Annotated in this window: 17 protein-coding genes and 1 tRNA gene; 10 read left to right on the forward strand and 8 right to left on the reverse strand. The window is 38.3% G+C overall.

Annotated elements, in window-relative coordinates; all coding sequences use genetic code 11:
• Positions 1 to 279: 279 nt before the first annotated feature.
• The 5 genes from B3H30_RS18635 to B3H30_RS18655 form a co-directional block, all read right to left on the reverse strand.
• Complete coding sequence (locus B3H30_RS18635; protein ID WP_070566131.1) at positions 280 to 876, reverse strand: hypothetical protein; 597 nt, start codon at positions 874 to 876, stop codon at positions 280 to 282.
• A complete protein-coding gene (locus B3H30_RS18640; protein ID WP_070566129.1) occupies positions 863 to 1,357 on the reverse strand; it encodes an RNA polymerase sigma factor in 495 nt (164 codons plus the stop codon). The genes B3H30_RS18635 and B3H30_RS18640 overlap by 14 nt, the downstream gene beginning before the upstream one ends.
• A 4-nt stretch (positions 1,358 to 1,361) precedes the next feature.
• Positions 1,362 to 1,691, reverse strand: a complete 330-nt coding sequence (locus tag B3H30_RS18645; protein WP_070566126.1) for a hypothetical protein — start codon at positions 1,689 to 1,691, stop codon at positions 1,362 to 1,364.
• Positions 1,692 to 2,059: 368 nt separating this feature from the next.
• Positions 2,060 to 2,144, reverse strand: a tRNA-Ser gene (locus B3H30_RS18650).
• A 95-nt stretch (positions 2,145 to 2,239) separates the two neighbouring features.
• Complete coding sequence (locus tag B3H30_RS18655; protein ID WP_070566124.1) at positions 2,240 to 3,124, reverse strand: bestrophin family protein; 885 nt, start codon at positions 3,122 to 3,124, stop codon at positions 2,240 to 2,242.
• Between the two features lie 67 nt (positions 3,125 to 3,191).
• On the opposite strand from B3H30_RS18655, the gene B3H30_RS18660 reads away from it, so the two are divergent.
• Genes B3H30_RS18660 through trxA form a run of 3 tightly spaced genes read left to right on the forward strand, consistent with a single transcriptional unit; the run spans position 3,192 to position 5,076 of the window.
• Positions 3,192 to 4,040, forward strand: coding sequence for a glycoside hydrolase family 25 protein (locus B3H30_RS18660; RefSeq protein WP_070566122.1), 849 nt, complete (start codon positions 3,192 to 3,194; stop codon positions 4,038 to 4,040).
• Positions 4,041 to 4,048: 8 nt separating this feature from the next.
• A complete protein-coding gene (locus B3H30_RS18665) occupies positions 4,049 to 4,780 on the forward strand; it encodes a rhodanese-like domain-containing protein (protein ID WP_070566120.1) in 732 nt (243 codons plus the stop codon).
• Positions 4,780 to 5,076: a thioredoxin gene (trxA, locus tag B3H30_RS18670; RefSeq protein WP_046672371.1), complete on the forward strand. Its 297-nt coding sequence runs from the start codon at positions 4,780 to 4,782 to the stop codon at positions 5,074 to 5,076. The genes B3H30_RS18665 and trxA overlap by 1 nt, the downstream gene beginning before the upstream one ends.
• Before the next feature lie 88 nt (positions 5,077 to 5,164).
• On the opposite strand, the gene B3H30_RS18675 is transcribed toward trxA, so the two are convergent.
• The 3 genes from B3H30_RS18675 to mqnC form a co-directional block, all read right to left on the reverse strand.
• Positions 5,165 to 5,326, reverse strand: a complete 162-nt coding sequence (locus B3H30_RS18675; RefSeq protein ID WP_167450446.1) for a hypothetical protein — start codon at positions 5,324 to 5,326, stop codon at positions 5,165 to 5,167.
• 153 nt (positions 5,327 to 5,479) lie between these two features.
• Positions 5,480 to 6,040 carry an SMC-Scp complex subunit ScpB gene (gene scpB / locus B3H30_RS18680; RefSeq protein WP_046672370.1) on the reverse strand — a complete coding sequence of 187 codons (561 nt, stop codon included), beginning with the start codon at positions 6,038 to 6,040 and terminating at the stop codon, positions 5,480 to 5,482.
• Between the two features lie 9 nt (positions 6,041 to 6,049).
• The gene (gene mqnC / locus B3H30_RS18685) at positions 6,050 to 7,174 is read right to left on the reverse strand and encodes a cyclic dehypoxanthinyl futalosine synthase (protein ID WP_286834765.1); all 1,125 of its coding nucleotides are present in this window, start codon (positions 7,172 to 7,174) and stop codon (positions 6,050 to 6,052) included.
• Positions 7,175 to 7,603: 429 nt separating this feature from the next.
• Between mqnC and B3H30_RS18690 the strand changes: the two genes are divergently transcribed.
• The 7 genes from B3H30_RS18690 (at position 7,604) to B3H30_RS18720 (ending at position 18,921) form a co-directional block, all read left to right on the forward strand.
• Positions 7,604 to 10,909 carry a SusC/RagA family TonB-linked outer membrane protein gene (locus B3H30_RS18690; RefSeq protein ID WP_286834766.1) on the forward strand — a complete coding sequence of 1,102 codons (3,306 nt, stop codon included), beginning with the start codon at positions 7,604 to 7,606 and terminating at the stop codon, positions 10,907 to 10,909.
• A 32-nt stretch (positions 10,910 to 10,941) separates the two neighbouring features.
• A complete protein-coding gene (locus B3H30_RS18695; protein ID WP_070566116.1) occupies positions 10,942 to 12,657 on the forward strand; it encodes a RagB/SusD family nutrient uptake outer membrane protein in 1,716 nt (571 codons plus the stop codon).
• 124 nt (positions 12,658 to 12,781) lie between these two features.
• Entirely contained in the window at positions 12,782 to 14,101 is a 1,320-nt protein-coding gene (locus B3H30_RS18700; protein ID WP_239468749.1) for a D-alanyl-D-alanine carboxypeptidase, read from the forward strand.
• Positions 14,102 to 14,111: 10 nt separating this feature from the next.
• Positions 14,112 to 15,410 (forward strand): MFS transporter, encoded by a 1,299-nt coding sequence (locus B3H30_RS18705; RefSeq protein ID WP_046672366.1) that lies wholly within the window; start codon positions 14,112 to 14,114, stop codon positions 15,408 to 15,410.
• Between the two features lie 20 nt (positions 15,411 to 15,430).
• Positions 15,431 to 16,159, forward strand: coding sequence for a (Fe-S)-binding protein (locus B3H30_RS18710; RefSeq protein WP_286834767.1), 729 nt, complete (start codon positions 15,431 to 15,433; stop codon positions 16,157 to 16,159).
• A 22-nt stretch (positions 16,160 to 16,181) separates the two neighbouring features.
• Positions 16,182 to 17,072 (forward strand): TIM barrel protein, encoded by an 891-nt coding sequence (locus tag B3H30_RS18715; RefSeq protein WP_046672364.1) that lies wholly within the window; start codon positions 16,182 to 16,184, stop codon positions 17,070 to 17,072.
• Between the two features lie 274 nt (positions 17,073 to 17,346).
• Positions 17,347 to 18,921 carry a peptide MFS transporter gene (locus tag B3H30_RS18720; RefSeq protein WP_112375590.1) on the forward strand — a complete coding sequence of 525 codons (1,575 nt, stop codon included), beginning with the start codon at positions 17,347 to 17,349 and terminating at the stop codon, positions 18,919 to 18,921.
• Positions 18,922 to 18,962 lie beyond the last annotated feature (41 nt).

Consider the following 18,962-nt stretch of genomic DNA (forward strand, 5'->3'; position numbering starts at 1 on the left):
CCGCGACAAAAGTAGAAATTTTGGGTAGAATTACAAAACTTATTTTACATTTTTCTTTGTTTAAAAGCAGTTTTAGCACTCTTAAATAGAAATGTAGTTGAATACCAGTTGGTTATTTTTAAGGGGTGCCCCTCTTTCCGATGTCATATTGGCGACAAAAAAAACTCCGCCTTGGTGGATATTTTCGCTTTAGATGTGATCATAACCTTGTTTTAAGGAAATTGCAATTAAAAATGGAGCTATGAAAGTATTTTTAAGAAGCAAACACGATCCGATTTTTCAATTCCCGAATTGTCGTTCTAGTTCTTGTAATTCAAAAATAACTTCGTTGATGGATCGATCAATTTTAGCGAGTTGTCGTTTGCCTAAATAAAAGTAGGAAAATAGCATCCAACTGTAGGTTGGAAGGTAAGTGAGTAAATAATAGTTGAAACTGGCACCCACTAGGATTTCCCGAAGATAGATCGAGATTGCTATACAGAGAATTAAATGATAAATGGGCATATTCCAATGAATTCTTTTCTTTCTAAAGGAATCAAACTGTTGCCACTGTTGTAAATGCTCGGTAGGTAAAGCTACTTCATTGATCTTTTTGATTTTACCTACAGTGGTCATCATTAAGGATGCCTGTATAAAACAAAGGCAGGATACGATAAACATCGCTGTGTACAATGCCAGCGTTTTGTGTCTAAAATCAAGGAAATATGCTAGCGCAAGAATAATTAATCCTGTTACAAGCAATAACACAGCACCGGTTATTTCTTTCCTTATTAATTCCTGACGAAAGTCTTTGACCTTACTCAGGCGTTTTGGGGACAAGATATGTTGTTTGCTATCCTGTTTCCAAAGATGTTGTAAATCGTTAAAGTCTTGCATATTTATGGAAAATTTCAGTTAATTCTTTTTTAATTCGATGGATTTTAACACGGAGATTATTCTCTGTAATTCCCGTAATTTCTGCTATTTGCTCATAAGGTTTTTCATCTAATACCAATGTGATCAGTACTCTATCCGCTTCTTTTAGTTTGCTGATACATTTATACAGCAGATCAATCTGTTGTACTTTTTCATTCGTTGAATCCTCGGGTATATCGATGTAGTTTGAGTCAGTTATTTTTTTTACATGTTGATTCTTTTTTCGCATGCTCGTCAAGCAATTATTGATCGCTATTCTGTAGATCCAGGTGCTTAATTTTGCATCATTGCGAAAACCGTCGAGTTTTTTCCATACAATAATGAAGGTCTCTTGGACTAAATCATCTGCATTATCTGGGTCTCCAGTATAACTGAGGCATAACTTGCGGATGGCCGGCGCATATTCTTTATAAATAATCTCAAAGTTTTCTTTGTTGGTCATCGGGTTATTTTAAAAATGTGTCTAGTTCAAAAAACCATATCGGCTGGTCATACATATTAAAATGCTTACTGTTGGTAGTGTGTAAAGTTAGCTTTTTTACATACTTATATTGTTGGGAAAGAATTTGCTGTGATTTTTCCAGCGTTTCGTATTTACTGCCTAACACGAAAATCGGTTTCTGTCCATACGCTCCACTACAGCTATATCCTGTGATAAGATTCATCGGTGTTCCTTTTCCATAGATGTTGACCTGAAAATCATATTTTTTTGTGTATATGCCGATCCGTATATCATAAGTAAAAGTATTTAAATACCGAGTTTGATGAAATAACATATATAGTTCCGTAAATCTTTATTGATACGAAGAACAATAGTTTTCATAAGAATTGAACATAAAACCAATAATTAGGGTTGCCTAGAATATTCTGCGTATTAGATGTTATGAATTACAGATTATTACATAAAAGAGTGAAAAAAGTTAAAAATCGTGCATGGGGAAAGGTAGAGTTGCGTAAAATGTTGTTTTCTCGGAGTAACAATGTGGTAATTCGAATGGTGTAGTGCTGTAAGAAAATTGATTTTTTGATAGGGAGAATAGCTGGTAAACCAGATTGAATGGGGATGTGTTGGCAGCCCAGCCAGCTGGGGCTTTGAATCCAGCTATAAAGCAAAAAGCCCTTCATTTCTGAAAGGCTTTTTCTGCGGAGAGTGAGGGATTCGAACCCCCGAACCTGTGACAGTTAACGGTTTTCAAGACCGCCGCATTCGACCACTCTGCCAACTCTCCGCGACAAAAGTAGAAATTTCGAATAGATTTACAAAACTTATTTTCTATAGATAGTCTTAGGGTTTGAAAATGAGCTAGATTGTTTTTAAAAAAGGCTATACAGGGATAATCTCATGGCAGTGTTTCCTGATGTTGGCCGCAATTTTGTCGATCGGTAAATCGTCTTGGTCGATACCAAATGGCTCTTCAATGGACTCGCCAATTAATTCGAGAGATGCTAAAACATATAAAATAAATGGTACAGCAATCACAACAAAGTAACCGATGGAGAAAACGTAACCTACTGGAAGGGTCATGGTATAGAAGATAATGAACTTCTTGATAAATGCACTATATGCCAATGGTATTGGCGTATTTTTAATACGTTCACAAGCTCCACAAACATGTGTCATAGTAGTAATTTCCTCATTAAGGATAATAAGCTGATCGCCACTTATAGTTCCTTCTTTATATAGATCATTGATTTTGTGGAAGATCATGGTAGAAACTTGATTGGGGCCATGTTTTTTATTATCCAAAGCTTTTAACTCAGGGTGTTCGTTTTCGTCGAGCATAAACTTGGTGTAATCCGATCTTAAAAAATCGTATAGTGTCTCTGCGAATAGGGGGATTGCCTTTCTAAAAAAGCTACGGTTCACTTTGTCATCTACATCCAGCATGGCATTTAGTTTGTACGAAAAGGCTCTACTTATATTGGTCAATGTACCCCATTGCTTTCGGGCTTCCCACCAACGATCATAGGCTGTGTTTGTTCGGAATACCAGTAAAAGCGATATAACGAAACCGAGAAGATTGTGGACAATGGTAATGTTTTTGACCCAGCTCTTTTCATTTAATTTGAGGTATTCCAATTCAAGAAAGGCAATCATCCAGGAATAAAAAGCGATTAAAACAAGAAATGGCAGTAACTTTTTGAAGGTATCTGATTTATGCAACTTGAAAGTTGCCGAAAGCCAGTCTTTGGGGTTGTACACGATCATACACAAAAATATAAATTGTTGTGAAAATTTTGCGAGTTAATTGCTATTGCCGTAACTTCATCGTGCCATGGCACAACAGCGATTAAAAAGAAAGAAAACAAGCACAAAAGGAAGTCAAGCCCGAGGAACAAAGTGGATCTGGATGATAGCAGGAATGCTGGTGTTTTTCCTCTGTCTTGTAATGTGGCATTATCGAGCTGGAATTATATACTATTTTCGTGTGGCTACCTCCAAAGACAAGTCTCTGACGAAGGAGGCTAAATACGATATTCGAAATATTGAGATTATGAGCAAGCACGATGATAAGGTGTTTGGTATAGACGTGTCTACCTACCAGGAAGAAATAGATTGGCAAAAGGTAAGCACAATCAATGATCATTTTCCGATAGATTTTGTGTTTATCAGGGCGACAATGGGTGAGAAAGGAATGGATAATAAGTTTAGTCGAAATTGGAGCAAAACGGCAAATAGGGCGGTTTTGAGAGGGGCTTATCATTATTTTAGACCCAATGAAAACTCGGTAAAGCAAGCGAAGAATTTTATTCGAAAAGTTAAATTACAGCCTGGCGATCTTCCACCGGTCTTGGATATTGAGGAGCATCCAAAACAACAATCTATGGATAGCTTGAAAGTTGGGCTAAAACGTTGGCTTGAAGAAGTCGAAGCTCACTACAAAGTAAAGCCCATTCTTTACTCCGGAGATAAGTTTTATAGTGATTTTTTGGAAAAGGAGTTTGCCGCTTATACGCTATGGATTGCAAATTACAACTTTTGGGTTGAGAACCCCAAGGAGCATTGGGCTTTCTGGCAATTTTCTGAAAAAGGCTCTGTCAGAGGCATTCAGGGCAATGTGGACTTAAATATATACAATGGTAAAATTGAGGAATTGGAAAAGCTGCTTATTCCTTTTAAATAGTCAAATATATGCGTAGCGTTTTTATCACATTATGTGGGGTCTGTTTTGCACTGTTCAATGATCAAGTGCAATTGCATGCAGCATCGAAGAACCATCAGGCCGAGATGTCGCAGCCCGCTTCAGATTTACCACGATTAACATTGAAGGAATTTAAAAAAATGCGCCGTGAAACAGCTATTCAAGTTCTTGATACGCGGCCTGGCGATATATTCCTGCAAGGATTTGTGCCGAAATCAATAAATATAGGTTTTAAAGGTCCATTTGATCACTTTTTGGCACAAGTGTTTCCCAATAAAGCGCAAAAAATTTTATTGATTACAGAAATAGATAGTCAGGATACGGTTTACAACCATTTATTAAAATTGGGTTATACTCATGTTATTGGAGTTTTAGATGGTGGCATCGAAACTTGGAAAAGTAACGAAGATGTAGTCTCATTGAGCAATATTAGTGCAGGAGAATTTAGGAAAAGATCAGGTCAAGGTCATATTGTGGATGTAAGAACAAATAAAGAATTTGGTAATGGACATATTGACAATGCAATGAATATTCCATTAACAGATTTCGTTAATTTTGGTTCTACACTTAAAAAAGACAATAAACAGCTGTATGTACACTGTCAATCAGGATATAGGAGTGCAGTGGCTGTATCTATTTTAAGTGCTAAAGGATTTAAACATATATGCAATATCCAAGGTGGGTATAAGGCATTGCAAGAAGAAGTAAAGGAGAATCAATAATGGCTACTTTTGACCAGATTATTCAATCAAATTCGCTGGTTTTGGTGGATTTTTTTGCGACGTGGTGCGGTCCATGCCAGACTATGGCGCCGATTTTACAGGATGTAAAGGAATTTTATCAGGAAGATCTATCCATCATTAAAATTGATGTAGATAAAAATCCCAAAATTGCTTCGATTTATAAGGTAAGTGGCGTGCCTACTTTTGTGCTGTTCAAAAATGGACAGCAAATATGGCGACAAAGCGGCATGATTCCCAAGATGGAATTACATAAATTGATCGATCAGGCAAAGTAAAAAATAAGGCGTTCAATTTGATTGAACGCCTTATTTTTTTAATGATACTCTGGTGTTTTAATAGGTAGTGTTATATCGCACTAAAATATTAAAATTCATCGTCATCATCGAAGTCATCCAATCCTCCAATCGAGTCGATTTCAGGTAAATCGAAATCATCATCGAAATCATCATCATCGTCATCAGGACCGTTGAAAGATGCGAATTTTACTTCTTCAAGATCTTCGTTAGCTAAAGTTGCCGTGTTCATAAAATAATACTTTATTGTTTCTTATTCAATGTTGTAAAATTAGAGAAGAAAACTATTTTTTAAAACTTTTTTTCAAAAAATTATTAAGCTTTATTTTTCTGTTAATCAATATGTTGAATTGTATTTTGAAAATAAAAATTTATTTTATTTTATTTATTCATTTGTTTCGCCAATCGCATTGTCCTCGGTAACGATGTCTTTTAATTGTGGGAGATCTCTCACACCATTGATTCCGAAGTGATCCATGAACTGTTGGCTTGTTGCATAAAGTAATGGTTTTCCGATACTATCTGCTTTTCCCGCAATTTTGATTAACTTCTTTTCCAGTAAACGTTGAATAGCGTAATCACAGCTGACACCTCTAATCTGCTCCACTTCTAATTTTGTTATCGGTTGTCTGTAAGCAATGATGGCGAGTGTTTCTAGCGCTGATTGACTTAATTTTCGCTTGTTATTATGATTTTGGAGCTGTTGTATCGATTCATGATAAACAGCTTTTGTCAAAAACTGATAGGCGTTGTTGATGTAACGTAATTCGAGTACATAATCTTCATCCTGGTACTTCGTTTCAATTTTTTTAATCAAGTCACGTAGCTCGTCTCTGGATACTTCGATGGCTAATGCTTCCTGCAAAATCTGTTTGATGTCGGCAAGATCTATTCCTTCCGCAGAAGCAAATATAATTGCTTCAATATTTCTTATGACGTCTTTCAATGTATCGTATTAATAGTTAATGACCTGTTCGACCATATGGGCTGGTAGCTCACGGAACTCGTACTTTTGTGTTCGTAGTTGTGGACTGAATCCAGCTTCCAAAATAGCTTCCTGTATTGATTTAGATGTGAATCTATGGGGGGCCCCTGCTGCAGAGACGACATTTTCTTCGATCATGATAGAACCAAAGTCATTTGCTCCGGCATGCAGACACAATTGAGCAGTACGTTTTCCGACAGTGAGCCAGGATGCTTGTATGTTTTTGATATTAGGAAGCATAATGCGGGTCAAAGCAATCATGCGGATATATTCTTCACTTGTTACGTTATTGGTAATACCGCGAAGTCTTTTCAATAAGGTGCCATCATCCTGGAAAGGCCAAGGGATGAATGCTATAAAACCATGGGATTCCTGCGGTTTTTCATCCTGTACTTCGCGAATCCACACCAAATGTTCAAAACGCTCTTCTATTGTTTCGATATGACCAAACATCATGGTGGCAGAAGTTGGTAGATTAATTTTATGGGCTGCCCGCATAACATCTAGCCATTCTTTACCGCCGCATTTTCCCTTTGATATAAGACGTCTTACGCGATCATTGAGAATTTCAGCTCCGGCTCCAGGTAGAGAGTCCAGTCCAGCTTCTTTCAATTGTCTCAAAACTTCGATATGACTCATGTTCTCCAACTTGGAAATATGCGCAATTTCAGGCGGGCCGAGTGAATGTAGTTTTAGCGTAGGGTAAAGCTCTTTTAATTGCTTATAAAGGTTTTTGTAAAACTCAATACCCAAATCCGGGTGATGGCCACCTTGCAGCAGCAGTTGATCACCACCGTACTTAAAAGTTTCCTCTATCTTTTGCTTGTAGCTTTCGATATCGGTGATGTAACTATCTTCATGACCGGGACGGCGGAAAAAGTTGCAAAATTTGCAATTTGCAATACATACATTGGTGGTATTGACATTTCTGTCGATCTGCCAGGTTACTTTACCATGTGGCACTTGTATTTTACGCAATTCATTGGCTACGAAAGTCAAATCAGCTGTAGGTGCGTTTTGATATAAAAAAACACCCTCTTCCTTGGATAGGAACTCAAATCGGAGCGCCCGTTCTAATAAATTACTTACATTCATCAACAACAAATATAAGGAGCTTTTAGGTTATTTGGACCTATTTGTAGAATATTTGACAAAGCACATTGAATTTTGGGAAAGGTTTTCTGTAGCGAAAACAAAAGGATGTGCTTGTGTAACAATAGTATTGCAATTCGGCTTAGTGTATAAAATACAATAACTTGATTTATAGCACTTTGTGAATTAATTAAGATTTTTCCTTTTTTTTTACATTTATTATTCTTTACATTTATTTAACAGATTTTAACATTTCTGGAAAATAACCAAATTAAGTGAAAAATGAATAACCAAGGGGAATGAACCTGTCAACGATATCGCATTGTTGTCGTCAGACCTAAAAAAAATGACCAAGAACTTAAATAAACCAATATCAGCTAAAACAACTAAAGAATAAACATAAATTTTTTAAACCACCTATTTAGTAAAATTATGATGAAAAAAACGGACAAAAATTGCTGTTTTGATCTCATATTGGGCCAAAAGTTCAATAAGAGGTTTCTGCTTATGAGTTCTCTTCTCATTGGGGGAGGAATGACCACTCATGGATTTGCCAGTGGATTAGTTAGCCATGGCAAAGTTGAAGTCGTTTCATTAATGAAAACAAAGCGTGTACAACAGACGCCTATCAAGGGGATCGTGAAGGATCCTGCTACAGGTCAAGGTATTACAGGGGTTTCTGTTAAAGTAAAGGGAAGTAGTACCGGGACGTCGACCGATGAGAATGGTGCATTTACTATTCAAAGTAAAGTAGGCGATGTGTTGATCATCAGTTACATTGGGTACAAAAGCACTGAGATTACTGTTTCTTCGAAAGCTGATCTTTCAATTTCGTTAAGCAGTTCAGAAGACGCCTTGGAAGAGGTCGTTGTGACAGGTTATTCGGCACAACGTAAGAAAGATTTAACAGGTGCGGTCGCTGTTGTCAATGTGAAGGAATTGAAGACCACACCGGCTGCGAGTGCTGTTGAGGCATTGCAAGGGCGAGCAACAGGGGTTCAGATCGTAGTGGACGGCGCTCCTGGTTCTACACCACAGATTAAAATTCGTGGCTATAGTACGATTAACAACAATGAACCCCTTTACATTATTGATGGAGTGCCTTATGAAGGAAAGTTAAGCTGGTTGAATCAAAATGATATTGAAACAATGCAGGTGTTAAAAGATGCATCAGCAGCTTCAATTTATGGTTCACGCGCAAACAACGGTGTCGTAATTATTACAACTAAAATTGGTAAAGAGGGAAAACCTCAATTTAACCTTGATTCTTACTATGGTGTACAAGTACCAAACAGCTCACGTTTTCCAAAAATGTTGTCTCCACAACAAACTTTGGATATAGAAAATAGATTAAATGGCACAAATAATGTGCTTCCGGACTATCTTATCGCTGGACCTAAAGTAGGCGGTAAAGATGTAATCACTGCAGCGGATATCGATATGTCAAAATATAAATACGATGCAAGCAGCCGTTCGGACTTCTATCAGATTACGAAAGCAAATAAGGCCGGAACGAACTGGTTTGATGCTTTGTCTCAAAATGCCCCCACACAATCACATCAGCTTAGTGTTTTAGGCGGCGGAGAGAACGCTTCATACGCGATTTCTGGTGGTTATCTGAAACAAAAAGGGACAATTATTCACACGGGGTTCGAAAAATACAATCTTCGTTCAAATACGCGTTTTTCGGCTTTCAACAATAAATTGCGTTTTGGGGAGAATATGCAATATAGCTTTACGGAGGGATTTGGTGTAGGTGTAAATACCAATGTTGCTGGTGATTATATCGGTGAAGGTAGTGCATTAGGTTTTGCATATCGTATACACAATATTATTCCAGTATATGATGAAGGTGGAAATTTTGCGGGATCCGTTGGTGGCCAATTTGGTAATGGTGAAAACCCGGTAGCTATTGCTTACCGTGCAAAAGACAATAGAAACAAGAGCAATATGTTTTTCGGTAACGTTTTCGGTGAATTTGATATTGTCTCAGGTTTGACCTTCCGAAGCAGCTTTGGTATGAAGTATGAGAATTACAATGGTGTTTCTTATACTTATCCAAATCCTGAATTTACAGAAGGAAGTTTTAATAATGGAATAAATGAATATTTTGGATTGAATAAAGAATGGACCTGGACAAATACATTAAATTACAAAGCGACATTTAATGACGAGCATACGTTAAGTATTCTTGCGGGCACAGAGGCAATTCAAAATCGTAATAGACAAATTTCAGGAAAAGGGAATGGCTTTTTCACGATGTCAAGTCTTGATTATCTCTATTTGGGTGCTGCATCTACAGGTCGTGTAAGTGATGGTTCGGGTGCAATTGGATCACTGTTTTCGATCTTTGGAAAAGTGGATTATTCGTTCAAAGATCGTTATATCTTAAGTGCAACTGTACGTCGCGATGGTTCTTCTAACTTTGGACCGAACAACAAGTATGGAACGTTCCCAGGGGCGAGTGCGGCTTGGCGTTTGTCGCAAGAAGAGTTCATGAAAGGTGTTTCATGGATTTCTGACCTAAAAATCAGAGCAGGTTATGGGGTAACGGGTAACCAACGTATTCCAGCTAACCAATATTTAAATCGCTATCAAGTTGCTATTAATTCTTCTTCTTATCCAATCGATGGAAGTTTAACATCCGGTATGTGGCAGAATGCGTATAATAATCCTGATGTAAAATGGGAACAAGTATCCGCATTGAACATTGGTTTGGACTTTACGCTTGCCCAAGGTGACTTTGATGGTTCTTTCGACTGGTATAACAAGAAAACGAAAGACATGTTATACCTGCTACCATTACCTGCTGTTGCCGCCGGTCGTGCGGGATCACCTTATGTAAATATTGGTGATATGCAAAACAAAGGGGTTGAGTTTTCATTGAATTACCATTATGGAAGACGTCAAGAAAGCCAATTTAAATTCGATCTGTCGGCTACAATATCGCGAAACGTGAACAAAGTTGTTGCCTTGGCGCCTTCTGTTACTCAACAGGTTTACGGTAGCTTTAGAAGTATGGAAACTTCTATCTTAAAACCAGGAGAGCCAATTGGTGCTTTTTATGGTTATAAGGTAATCGGTATCTATTCGGATGCAGATATGTCAAATGCAAGCGTGGCCAAATATGAGGATGGAAAATCGCGAGCAGGCGGACTTAAATTTGCGGATATTAACGGTGATGGAAAAATCGATGCCAGCGATCGTACGATCATAGGTAGTCCACATCCTGATTTTGTGTACTCATTCAATATCAATGCATCTTATAAAAATTTTGACTTTATGGCTTATTTCTATGGGTCAAAGGGTAACCAAAATTATGAGGCGACGCGTTATTTTACGGATTTTGGCGTATTTAGAGGCCAAAAAAGTGTACGTGTCTTAGACGCATGGGATGCCAAAACAAATCCTTCAAGCATGATTCCGTCGCAAGTGGTGGGGGCATCGGCGTACGAATATGCTTCTTCGAGCTATTACGTTCAGGATGCGAGCTTCTTAAAGTTGAAGAATCTGCAGGTTGGATATAATTTTGATACAAATAAGGTGTTCGGTAATAATACCGGTATCAAAAAATTGCGTGCCTATATTGGTGCAACAAATCTATTTACAATCACAAAATATCAAGGCCTAGACCCAGAAGTAAGTGCAACACCTTCAACATATTCTGCTTTGGGGGTAGACTTCGGAGTGTATCCACAAGCACGTCAGTATATGTTGGGTGTGAGTCTTGGTTTTTAAGGTTTAATGATTTAAGTTAAAATTTGATTGAAATGAAAAAAAGAAATATAATCGTCGTTCTCGGAATATCAATGGCTTTGCTATCTTCTTGTGGTAAATCTTTCCTGGAACGTATTCCACAGGGGGAGTTGTCTGACACGCAGGTTGCTAACTCAAAGGGTATTGAAGCTGAATTGATTGGTGCATACGGCATTTTAAATGGCAATGTCAATGGTACTTGGGGAAACTATTCTTCAGCACCTAGCCAGTGGTTGTTTGGAGAGGTTGCGGGGGATAACGCCCATAAAGGTTCTGAAGCTACGGATCAACCTAATATGAATATGATCGAGTTTCATACACCAAATAGTTCTAATGATAACCTGAGCCAGATGTGGGAGGTATACTATGAGGGTGTGCTCAGAGCAAATAATACGTTACGACTTTTGAATGCGGATCAGGCAGGTGCAAAAACAGTGACTGCGGACCGTGCAAAGCAAATTCAAGGTGAAGCCAGGTTATTGCGTGCACATTATTATTTTTACCTCTGGCGTGTTTTCAAAAACTTAGCCTACGTGGATGAGACTATGACGGTGGATGAGGCCAAGGTTAAACCTAATAAAGATGATGTATTGCCTAAGATCATCGACGATCTAAAATTTGCAGTGGATAATCTTCCTGCCACTAAGATTAACCAACAATCAGGCCGTATGGATAAAAATATCGCTAAGGCATATTTAGGTAAGGTTTATTTATACCAGAAAAAATATGCTGATGCATTGGCCTTGTTTAAAGACGTTATCGGTGCAAAGGATCTTCGTACGATGCCGTACCAAAATAACTTTGACGTACTTACAAAAGATGGCCCAGAGGCATTACTGGTATCTAAACATGTGATTAACCCAGATGGATCTGGCGACAATGCCAATGTTGGAGATATGTTGTCTGGATTAAACGGAAGTAATCCTGTAGGTTGTTGTGGTTTCTATCAACCGACCATTGATTTGGTCAATGCGTATAAAGTTGATGCAAATGGCTTACCATTGTTGGACGGTTCTTATCGCAATAATCCATATAAATCAGATTTCGGTTTGTCTGATGAGGCAAAGAAAACATACAAACTTGATGTGACGCTTCGTTTTGATCCACGGTTGGACTATACGGTTGGTCGTAGAGGTGTAAATTTCTATGATTATGGTGTCATGCCAGGCGATGCATGGATTCGTGAGGTGAGCTCGGGAGGACCATTTGTTGGTATAAAAACAATGATTCCGAAGAGTCTGCATGCGACACATACGGCGTCAGGAGCGGCATATATTACTGACTTGGATGTTAATATTATTCGTTTAGCTGATGTTGTTTTAATGGCAGCGGAATGTCAAGTTGAATTGGGCGACTTAGGTGCAGCGATGAATCTCGTAAATGCAGTTCGTGAACGTGCGGCAAAATTACCTCCAAAAACGACTGGCGATAATGTTGCGGCGGCAGTATATGTTGTTAAACCCTATACTTCTTTCCCAGACCAAAATTATGCGCGCAAAGCTGTTCGTTTTGAACGTCGTTTAGAATTAGCGATGGAAGGACATCGTTTCTATGACCTCGTGCGTTGGGGTGAGGCGAAAACTGTATTGGAAAGCTACGCAACGTTTGAAGGTGGTTTTATGTCACGTTATAAAGGCCTAAACTATAAACCACAAAATGATTACTTCCCAATTCCACAATCGCAGATTGACAGAAGTGGTGGAGCTCTGACACAAAATCAAGGATATTAATTTTTGATAGTTTTAAAAAGGAAAGGGGGAGGCGTTGTCTTCCCCTTTCCTTTTTAAGGATTTGTATCTGAATTTTGGCAATAGACGAAAGGGAGTTCATGCAGTTTTTTGTATGTTTGAACTGATGAAAAAAATTTTAAGTGCATTATTGCTGCTTTGGTTTCTGCCCGCTGCTACTTTTGTAGCGAAGGCTCAGAGCTTTGAGGATGTTTATCAGCTATTTCAAGAATCTAAAATATTAAATGATCATTTTGTTGGTTTTTCTTTATACGACCTCAATGCCAATAAATATGTCATGGATATAAACGGCAATAAGCATTTTACGCCGGCTTCCAATACGAAAATGTATACCACCTATGCCGCACTGGCACTGTTGGGCGATTCAATACCTGGTTTGGAGTATGTGGAACGCGGAGACTCGTTGCTTATCTGGGGGACTGGTGATCCGACCTTTCTGCATAATCGTTTAGATACCCGGGTAGTATACAACTTTTTGAAAAATACGAATAAACGCATTTTTGTCGTGCCAGGAACAATGAAGAATAAGTTCTTTGCGCATGGTTGGGCTATGGAAGATTTTGAGGCTTACTATCAACCTGAAATCAGTACATTTCCTATTTATGGCAATGTGGTCACTTTTCGACAAAAAGGTTATAATTATCTATCGACCTCTCCAGCAAGTTTTCAAAATTCACTGGATTTTTTGCCGGAACCTAAGGTCGGTGATTTTGAACTTTCCCGCTCATTTCATGCAAATTCCTTTTGGATGTCCAAACGTCCCGTTCCGAGCGGTTATGTCAATGAAGTTCCATTTATCTATTCTGATAGCTTATTTATTAAATTATTGGCGGACAGTCTAGGTAAATCCGTCACCTTACTATCTTACCAAAAACCAAGCAATACCAAGATACTCTATTCCGGCAGTACCAAAAATTTAATCCGTGAAATGATGTTGCCAAGTGATAATTTTATTGCTGAACAGTTTTTGATGATGTGTTCGTGGAAACAATTCAGTCAATTTGATACTTACTTGGTACGGGACTGGATGAAGAATAACGTTTATAAATACTTTTCAGCTGAGGTCGCCTTATTTGATGGATCGGGTCTGTCGTCCTATAACAAGGTGACTCCGCAGAATAATGTAGATCTATTGGTCCTCTTGAAAAATAAGTTGCCGGATGAGCAAGAGCGTTTCCGTCTTTTTCCGGCTGGAGGTGTCGATGGCACCCTAAAACGTACCTATAGCAAAGATCTCGGTGAACCGTTTGTTTTTGCTAAAACGGGAACGATTACATCTGTCTATAATCAGAGCGGTTATCTGATTACGCGGACAGGAAGGCGCTTGGCATTTTCTTTTATGAACAATAATTATATAGATGATCGAGCAAGTGTAATTCGTAAAGAAATGGCTAAAATAATTACTTATATTCGTCAAACTTATTAAGCCAATTTAAATGGAAGCAATTGTAAAAAACAATAAAAAATTGATTCGTTCTTGGGCCATGTTCGATTGGGCCAATTCTGCTTACAACCTTGTTATTACTTCCACGATATTCCCTGTTTACTATACCGCAATTACGACGACAAAAGAGCATGGTGATGTTGTTCGTTTCTTTGGGATTGAAGTCGTCAATACCGCACTTTCCAATTTTTCTTTGGCCTTTGCCTATTTGCTGATGTCTTTTTCTTTGCCTTTTATTTCTTCCTACGCTGATGCAAAGGGGAAAAAGAAACAGATTATGAAATTCTTTACCTATGTTGGAGCGGTTGCATGTATGTGCTTATTTTTCTTCAAGCTTGAAACCTTGGAAATTGGTATCATATGTTTTGTTCTTGCGGCGATGGGCTATATTGGTGGTGTTTTGTTTAACAATTCTTATTTACCGCTTTTGGCAACTGTTGATCAACAAGATAAGGTGAGTGCGCAAGGTTTTGCTTATGGATATATTGGCTGTGTCACTTTACAGATTCTTTGTTTTATAGTGGTGCTTAAACCTGAATGGTTTGGTATTACAGATGCCTCACTGCCGGCTCGCATATCGTTTCTAATGGTCGGATTGTGGTGGCTTGGGTTTTCAATGATCCCTTTTAAATACCTGCCTAAAATTGATGCGACCGAGAATAACACCGGTAAGAGTTTTGTACAGAATGTACGGGATGAATTCGGCCATGTTATCCAAAAGATCAAAGGTATTCCAGAAATAAAACAGTTTTTGCCGGCTTTTTTCTTTTATGCAATTGGTGTTCAGACCTTGATGATTGTAGCCTCTTCTTTTGGAGAGAAAATTTTGCATTTAGGCGCAGAAAGGTTGATTGCAACAATTCTTCTCATCCAGCTCGTGGCTATCTTAGGTGCATTTTTAATGTCTTATTTATCTACGCTTTTTGGAAATATTAAGGTGTTGATCGTTGTGGTGATGATCTGGATCGGCATCTGTATTGCAGCATTTTATTTATCTACTCCACTTCAGTTTTATATAATTGCTGCACTGGTCGGTTTAGTTATGGGCGGGATTCAGTCCTTATCACGCTCAACCTATTCTAAGTTAATTCCGACGGATATTAAAGATACGACGGCTTTCTTCTCTTTTTATGACGTTACAGAAAAAGTTGCTATTGTCATTGGATTATTCTCATTCGGGTTTATAGAACAGGTAACACATAATATTCGATATTCGGCATTGGTTCTTTCTTTATTTTTTGTAATTGGATTGTTACTTTTGGTCCGGATATTAGTATCCAATAAATCTTAATTTTATTGATTGAATTGCATATGAAAGTAGAACTTTTTGTTCCTTGTTTTATAGATCAGCTTTACCCTGAAACCGCTTTTAATACGGTTCGTTTATTAGAAAAAGTCGGTTGCGATGTCGTCTATAATCCTGAGCAGACATGCTGTGGCCAGCCGGCCTATAATGCTGGATTTTGGGATGATGCGAAACAGGTCGGACGGAAGTTTTTAGGTGACTTCTCGGGAGATCATGTGATTATTTCTCCTTCGGCGTCCTGTACTGGTATGGTACGACATGCTTATAATGATTTATTCGCAAATTCGGCAGATTCCCATCAATGTCATAAAATACAACAACAGGTGATGGAAATCTCTGATTTTTTAGTAAACGTGCTAAAAAAAGAGTATTTTGGAGCTGAATTGGAGGGTGTTGCGGTATACCATGATTCTTGCTCGGCTTTGCGAGAGTGCAAAATTAAAGAGGAACCACGGAAATTATTGAGTAAGGTCTTAGGTTTGGAGATGGTGGAGGTGAAAGATAGCGAGACATGTTGTGGGTTTGGGGGAAGTTTTGCCGTTAAATTCGAAGGAATATCCGCGGCAATGGCTGAGCAAAAAGTGCGCAATGCACTTGATCTGAATGCGGATTATATTATTTCCACTGATTCATCTTGTTTGCTACAGCTTCAATCTTATATCGATAAACATAAATTACCCATTCAGACGATGCACCTCGTTGATGTGTTGACCACTGGCTGGGGAAATATTTAAATAACACATTAAATCTAAACACATGAATTCAAGAAGAGATTTTCTTAAAAACCTTGCGCTAGCATCTGCTGGTATAGCATTAGCTCCCTCTTTGGAGAGTTTTGCGGCAGCAAAGAAAGATTGGTTTGACATTTCCTTGGCTGAATGGTCATTGCATAAATCCTTGTTTAAGGGAGATTTGAACAATTTGGATTTTCCAGTATTGGCTGCCAAAAAATACGGTATCTATGGGGTGGAATATGTGAATCAATTTTTTAAGGATAAGGCTAATGATAATAATTACCTTACTGAGCTAAATATGCGCGCGAAAGATAATGGTGTACGTAATGTACTCATTATGATTGATGGTGAAGGAAATCTCGGTGACGAAGATGAAACAAAGAGAAAACAAGCTGTGCAAAACCATTATAAGTGGATTTCTGCAGCTAATTTCTTAGGTTGTCATGCCATTCGTGTCAATGCGGCTGGAAAAGGAACGCCTGAGGAAGTGAGTAAGCGTGTTGTTGAAAGTTTAACAACACTATCTGATATCGGTAAAAAAGCGGGCATTAGCATAATTGTAGAAAACCATGGTGGTATCTCTTCGCATGGTGACTGGTTGGCCAATACATTAAAAGCAGTGGGTAGTAAATATTGTGGAAGTTTACCCGATCTTGGTAATTTCTATGAGTATGATCGTTACCAAGGTGTAACGGATTTAATGCCTTATGCGCATGGTGTGAGTGCCAAAACACATGATTTTGATGCCAATGGTAATGAAACGCAAATTGACTATGAGCGTATGTTGAAGATTGTTAAAAAAGCAAAATTCAAAGGTTATGTGGGGATTGAATATGAGGGAAGTAAGTTGAGTGAGGAAGAGGGTATTTTTGCTACTAAAAAATTATTGGAACGTTTGCGTCCTTTGATTTAAAATTTAACTATTCGAGTTCTTTTCTGTCAATGGAAAGAACTCGAATAGTTAAATAGGTTTTAATTGATGTGTTGCTCGGATGCAACAACTAAAAAAACTGAAGTCCATTTGTTAGAAACCTATTAAAATCTTCACTATCTTGCTTGAGTATATGAAGATGAGTGAATCACTACTTTCTTGGTGTAGAGGACCATCGGATTTTTCCATTTACTGATGGTATACTTATAAATGGAAATCGCACTACCTTATTTTGAAAAATAACGACTAAAAAAACATGAATTTTGAAAAAAATGCTGTTCTTGAAACCCATTTGCAAAAAGTAGGGGCGGAACATGTATTGGTACAAGGGCATCCAGCCGGCTTGTTCGTATTATTCTTCACAGAGATGTGGGAGCGTTTTAGCTACTATGGCATGCGGGCGCTGTTGGTGAATTTTCTAGTTTCTACCATCGCCCAACAAGGATGGGGCTGGACCAACTCCGAAGCGATGAAGCTTTACGGTTTGTACACCGGGATGGTGTTTTTAACGCCCTTGTTCGGCGGGATTATAGCCGACCGTCTTACAGGATATAAAAAATCCATTATGGTGGGGGCTGTAATTATGACTCTCGGGCATATCGCTATGGCTTTAGAGGGATTTAATAAAAGCTTTTTTTTGGCAGGGTTGGTGCTGATTGTTTTGGGAAATGGTCTGTTCAAACCCAATATTTCTTCGATGGTAGGAAAATTATATCCAGATAAAGGCGGTAAAAAGGATGCGGGGTATACCATTTTTTATATGGGTATCAATGGAGGGGCATTTTTGGGTATGATGCTATGCGGCTATATTGGTGAGAAGATCGGCTGGCATTATGGTTTTGGGCTTGCCGGAATATTTATGTTTTTGGGAATGTTGCAATTTTATTTTGCGCAGCGCATCTTTGGAAAGATTGGCAATACACCCGAGAAACAAGAAGAGCTAACCGATATTGCAGCGGGTCAAGAAGAAAATCCGCAACATATTGTGCGTGATCGTTTGCTTGTAATAGCCATTTTTATGTTGTCAAGTATTGTCTTCCATTTAGCTTTTGAACAAGCGGGTGGCTCGATGACGATCTTTGCAAAAAATTATACACAGCGGGTATTGAGTGGTGACGTGGCGGTTTTATTTAAATGGTTCGACGCTGCATTGACGGTTTTGCCGATTGTGGTAATTACTGGGGTATTGTTTGTTTTAGCGAAGAAAATCATACGCAAATACCCGATGATTATACTTTTTTCGAGCATTTCTTTTGTGATCATCTGGTCCTTGTGTCTTTGGAAGGTTTATCGGGAATATTATGGTATGAATTCGGAAGTTACTGTATCCTGGTTTCCGATGTTAAATTCTTTCTTTATCATTACGCTGGCTACATCATTTAGTAAGATCTGGGAGAAAGTATGGAATCCTTCTGGTCCAATTAAGTTTGCAATGGGACTGACACTGGTTGGAGTTGGTTTTGCGGCACTATCTATTGGAAGCTCCGAGATTCCTACCGGTGCAAGGACGGCCTCTGTTAGTATGATATGGCTGGTATTGGCATACTTTTTTCATACAGTGGGCGAATTGTGTATTGGTCCGGTTGGCCTTTCTTATGTCAGTAAACTATCGCCCAAAAAATTCCTGGGGTTATTGTTTGGTTTTTGGTTTTGTGCCAATGCCATAGCTAATTTTATAGGGGGCTTTATTGGGTCGTATATTGATAAGATTACTGAATCTCATTCGATGTCTTACTTCTTTGCTGTGTTTACAGTGATCCCTATGGTGGCTGCTGTATTTCTTATTCTAGGCAACAAAAAAATAAAAAAGATGATGCATGGAATTGATTAATTCATAGAAAAATAGTGTATCTTCAAGCGATTTTTATCAAA

The organism is Sphingobacterium sp. UBA7038, from assembly GCF_002494055.1.
GTDB classification, from domain to species: Bacteria; Bacteroidota; Bacteroidia; order Sphingobacteriales; family Sphingobacteriaceae; genus Sphingobacterium; species Sphingobacterium multivorum.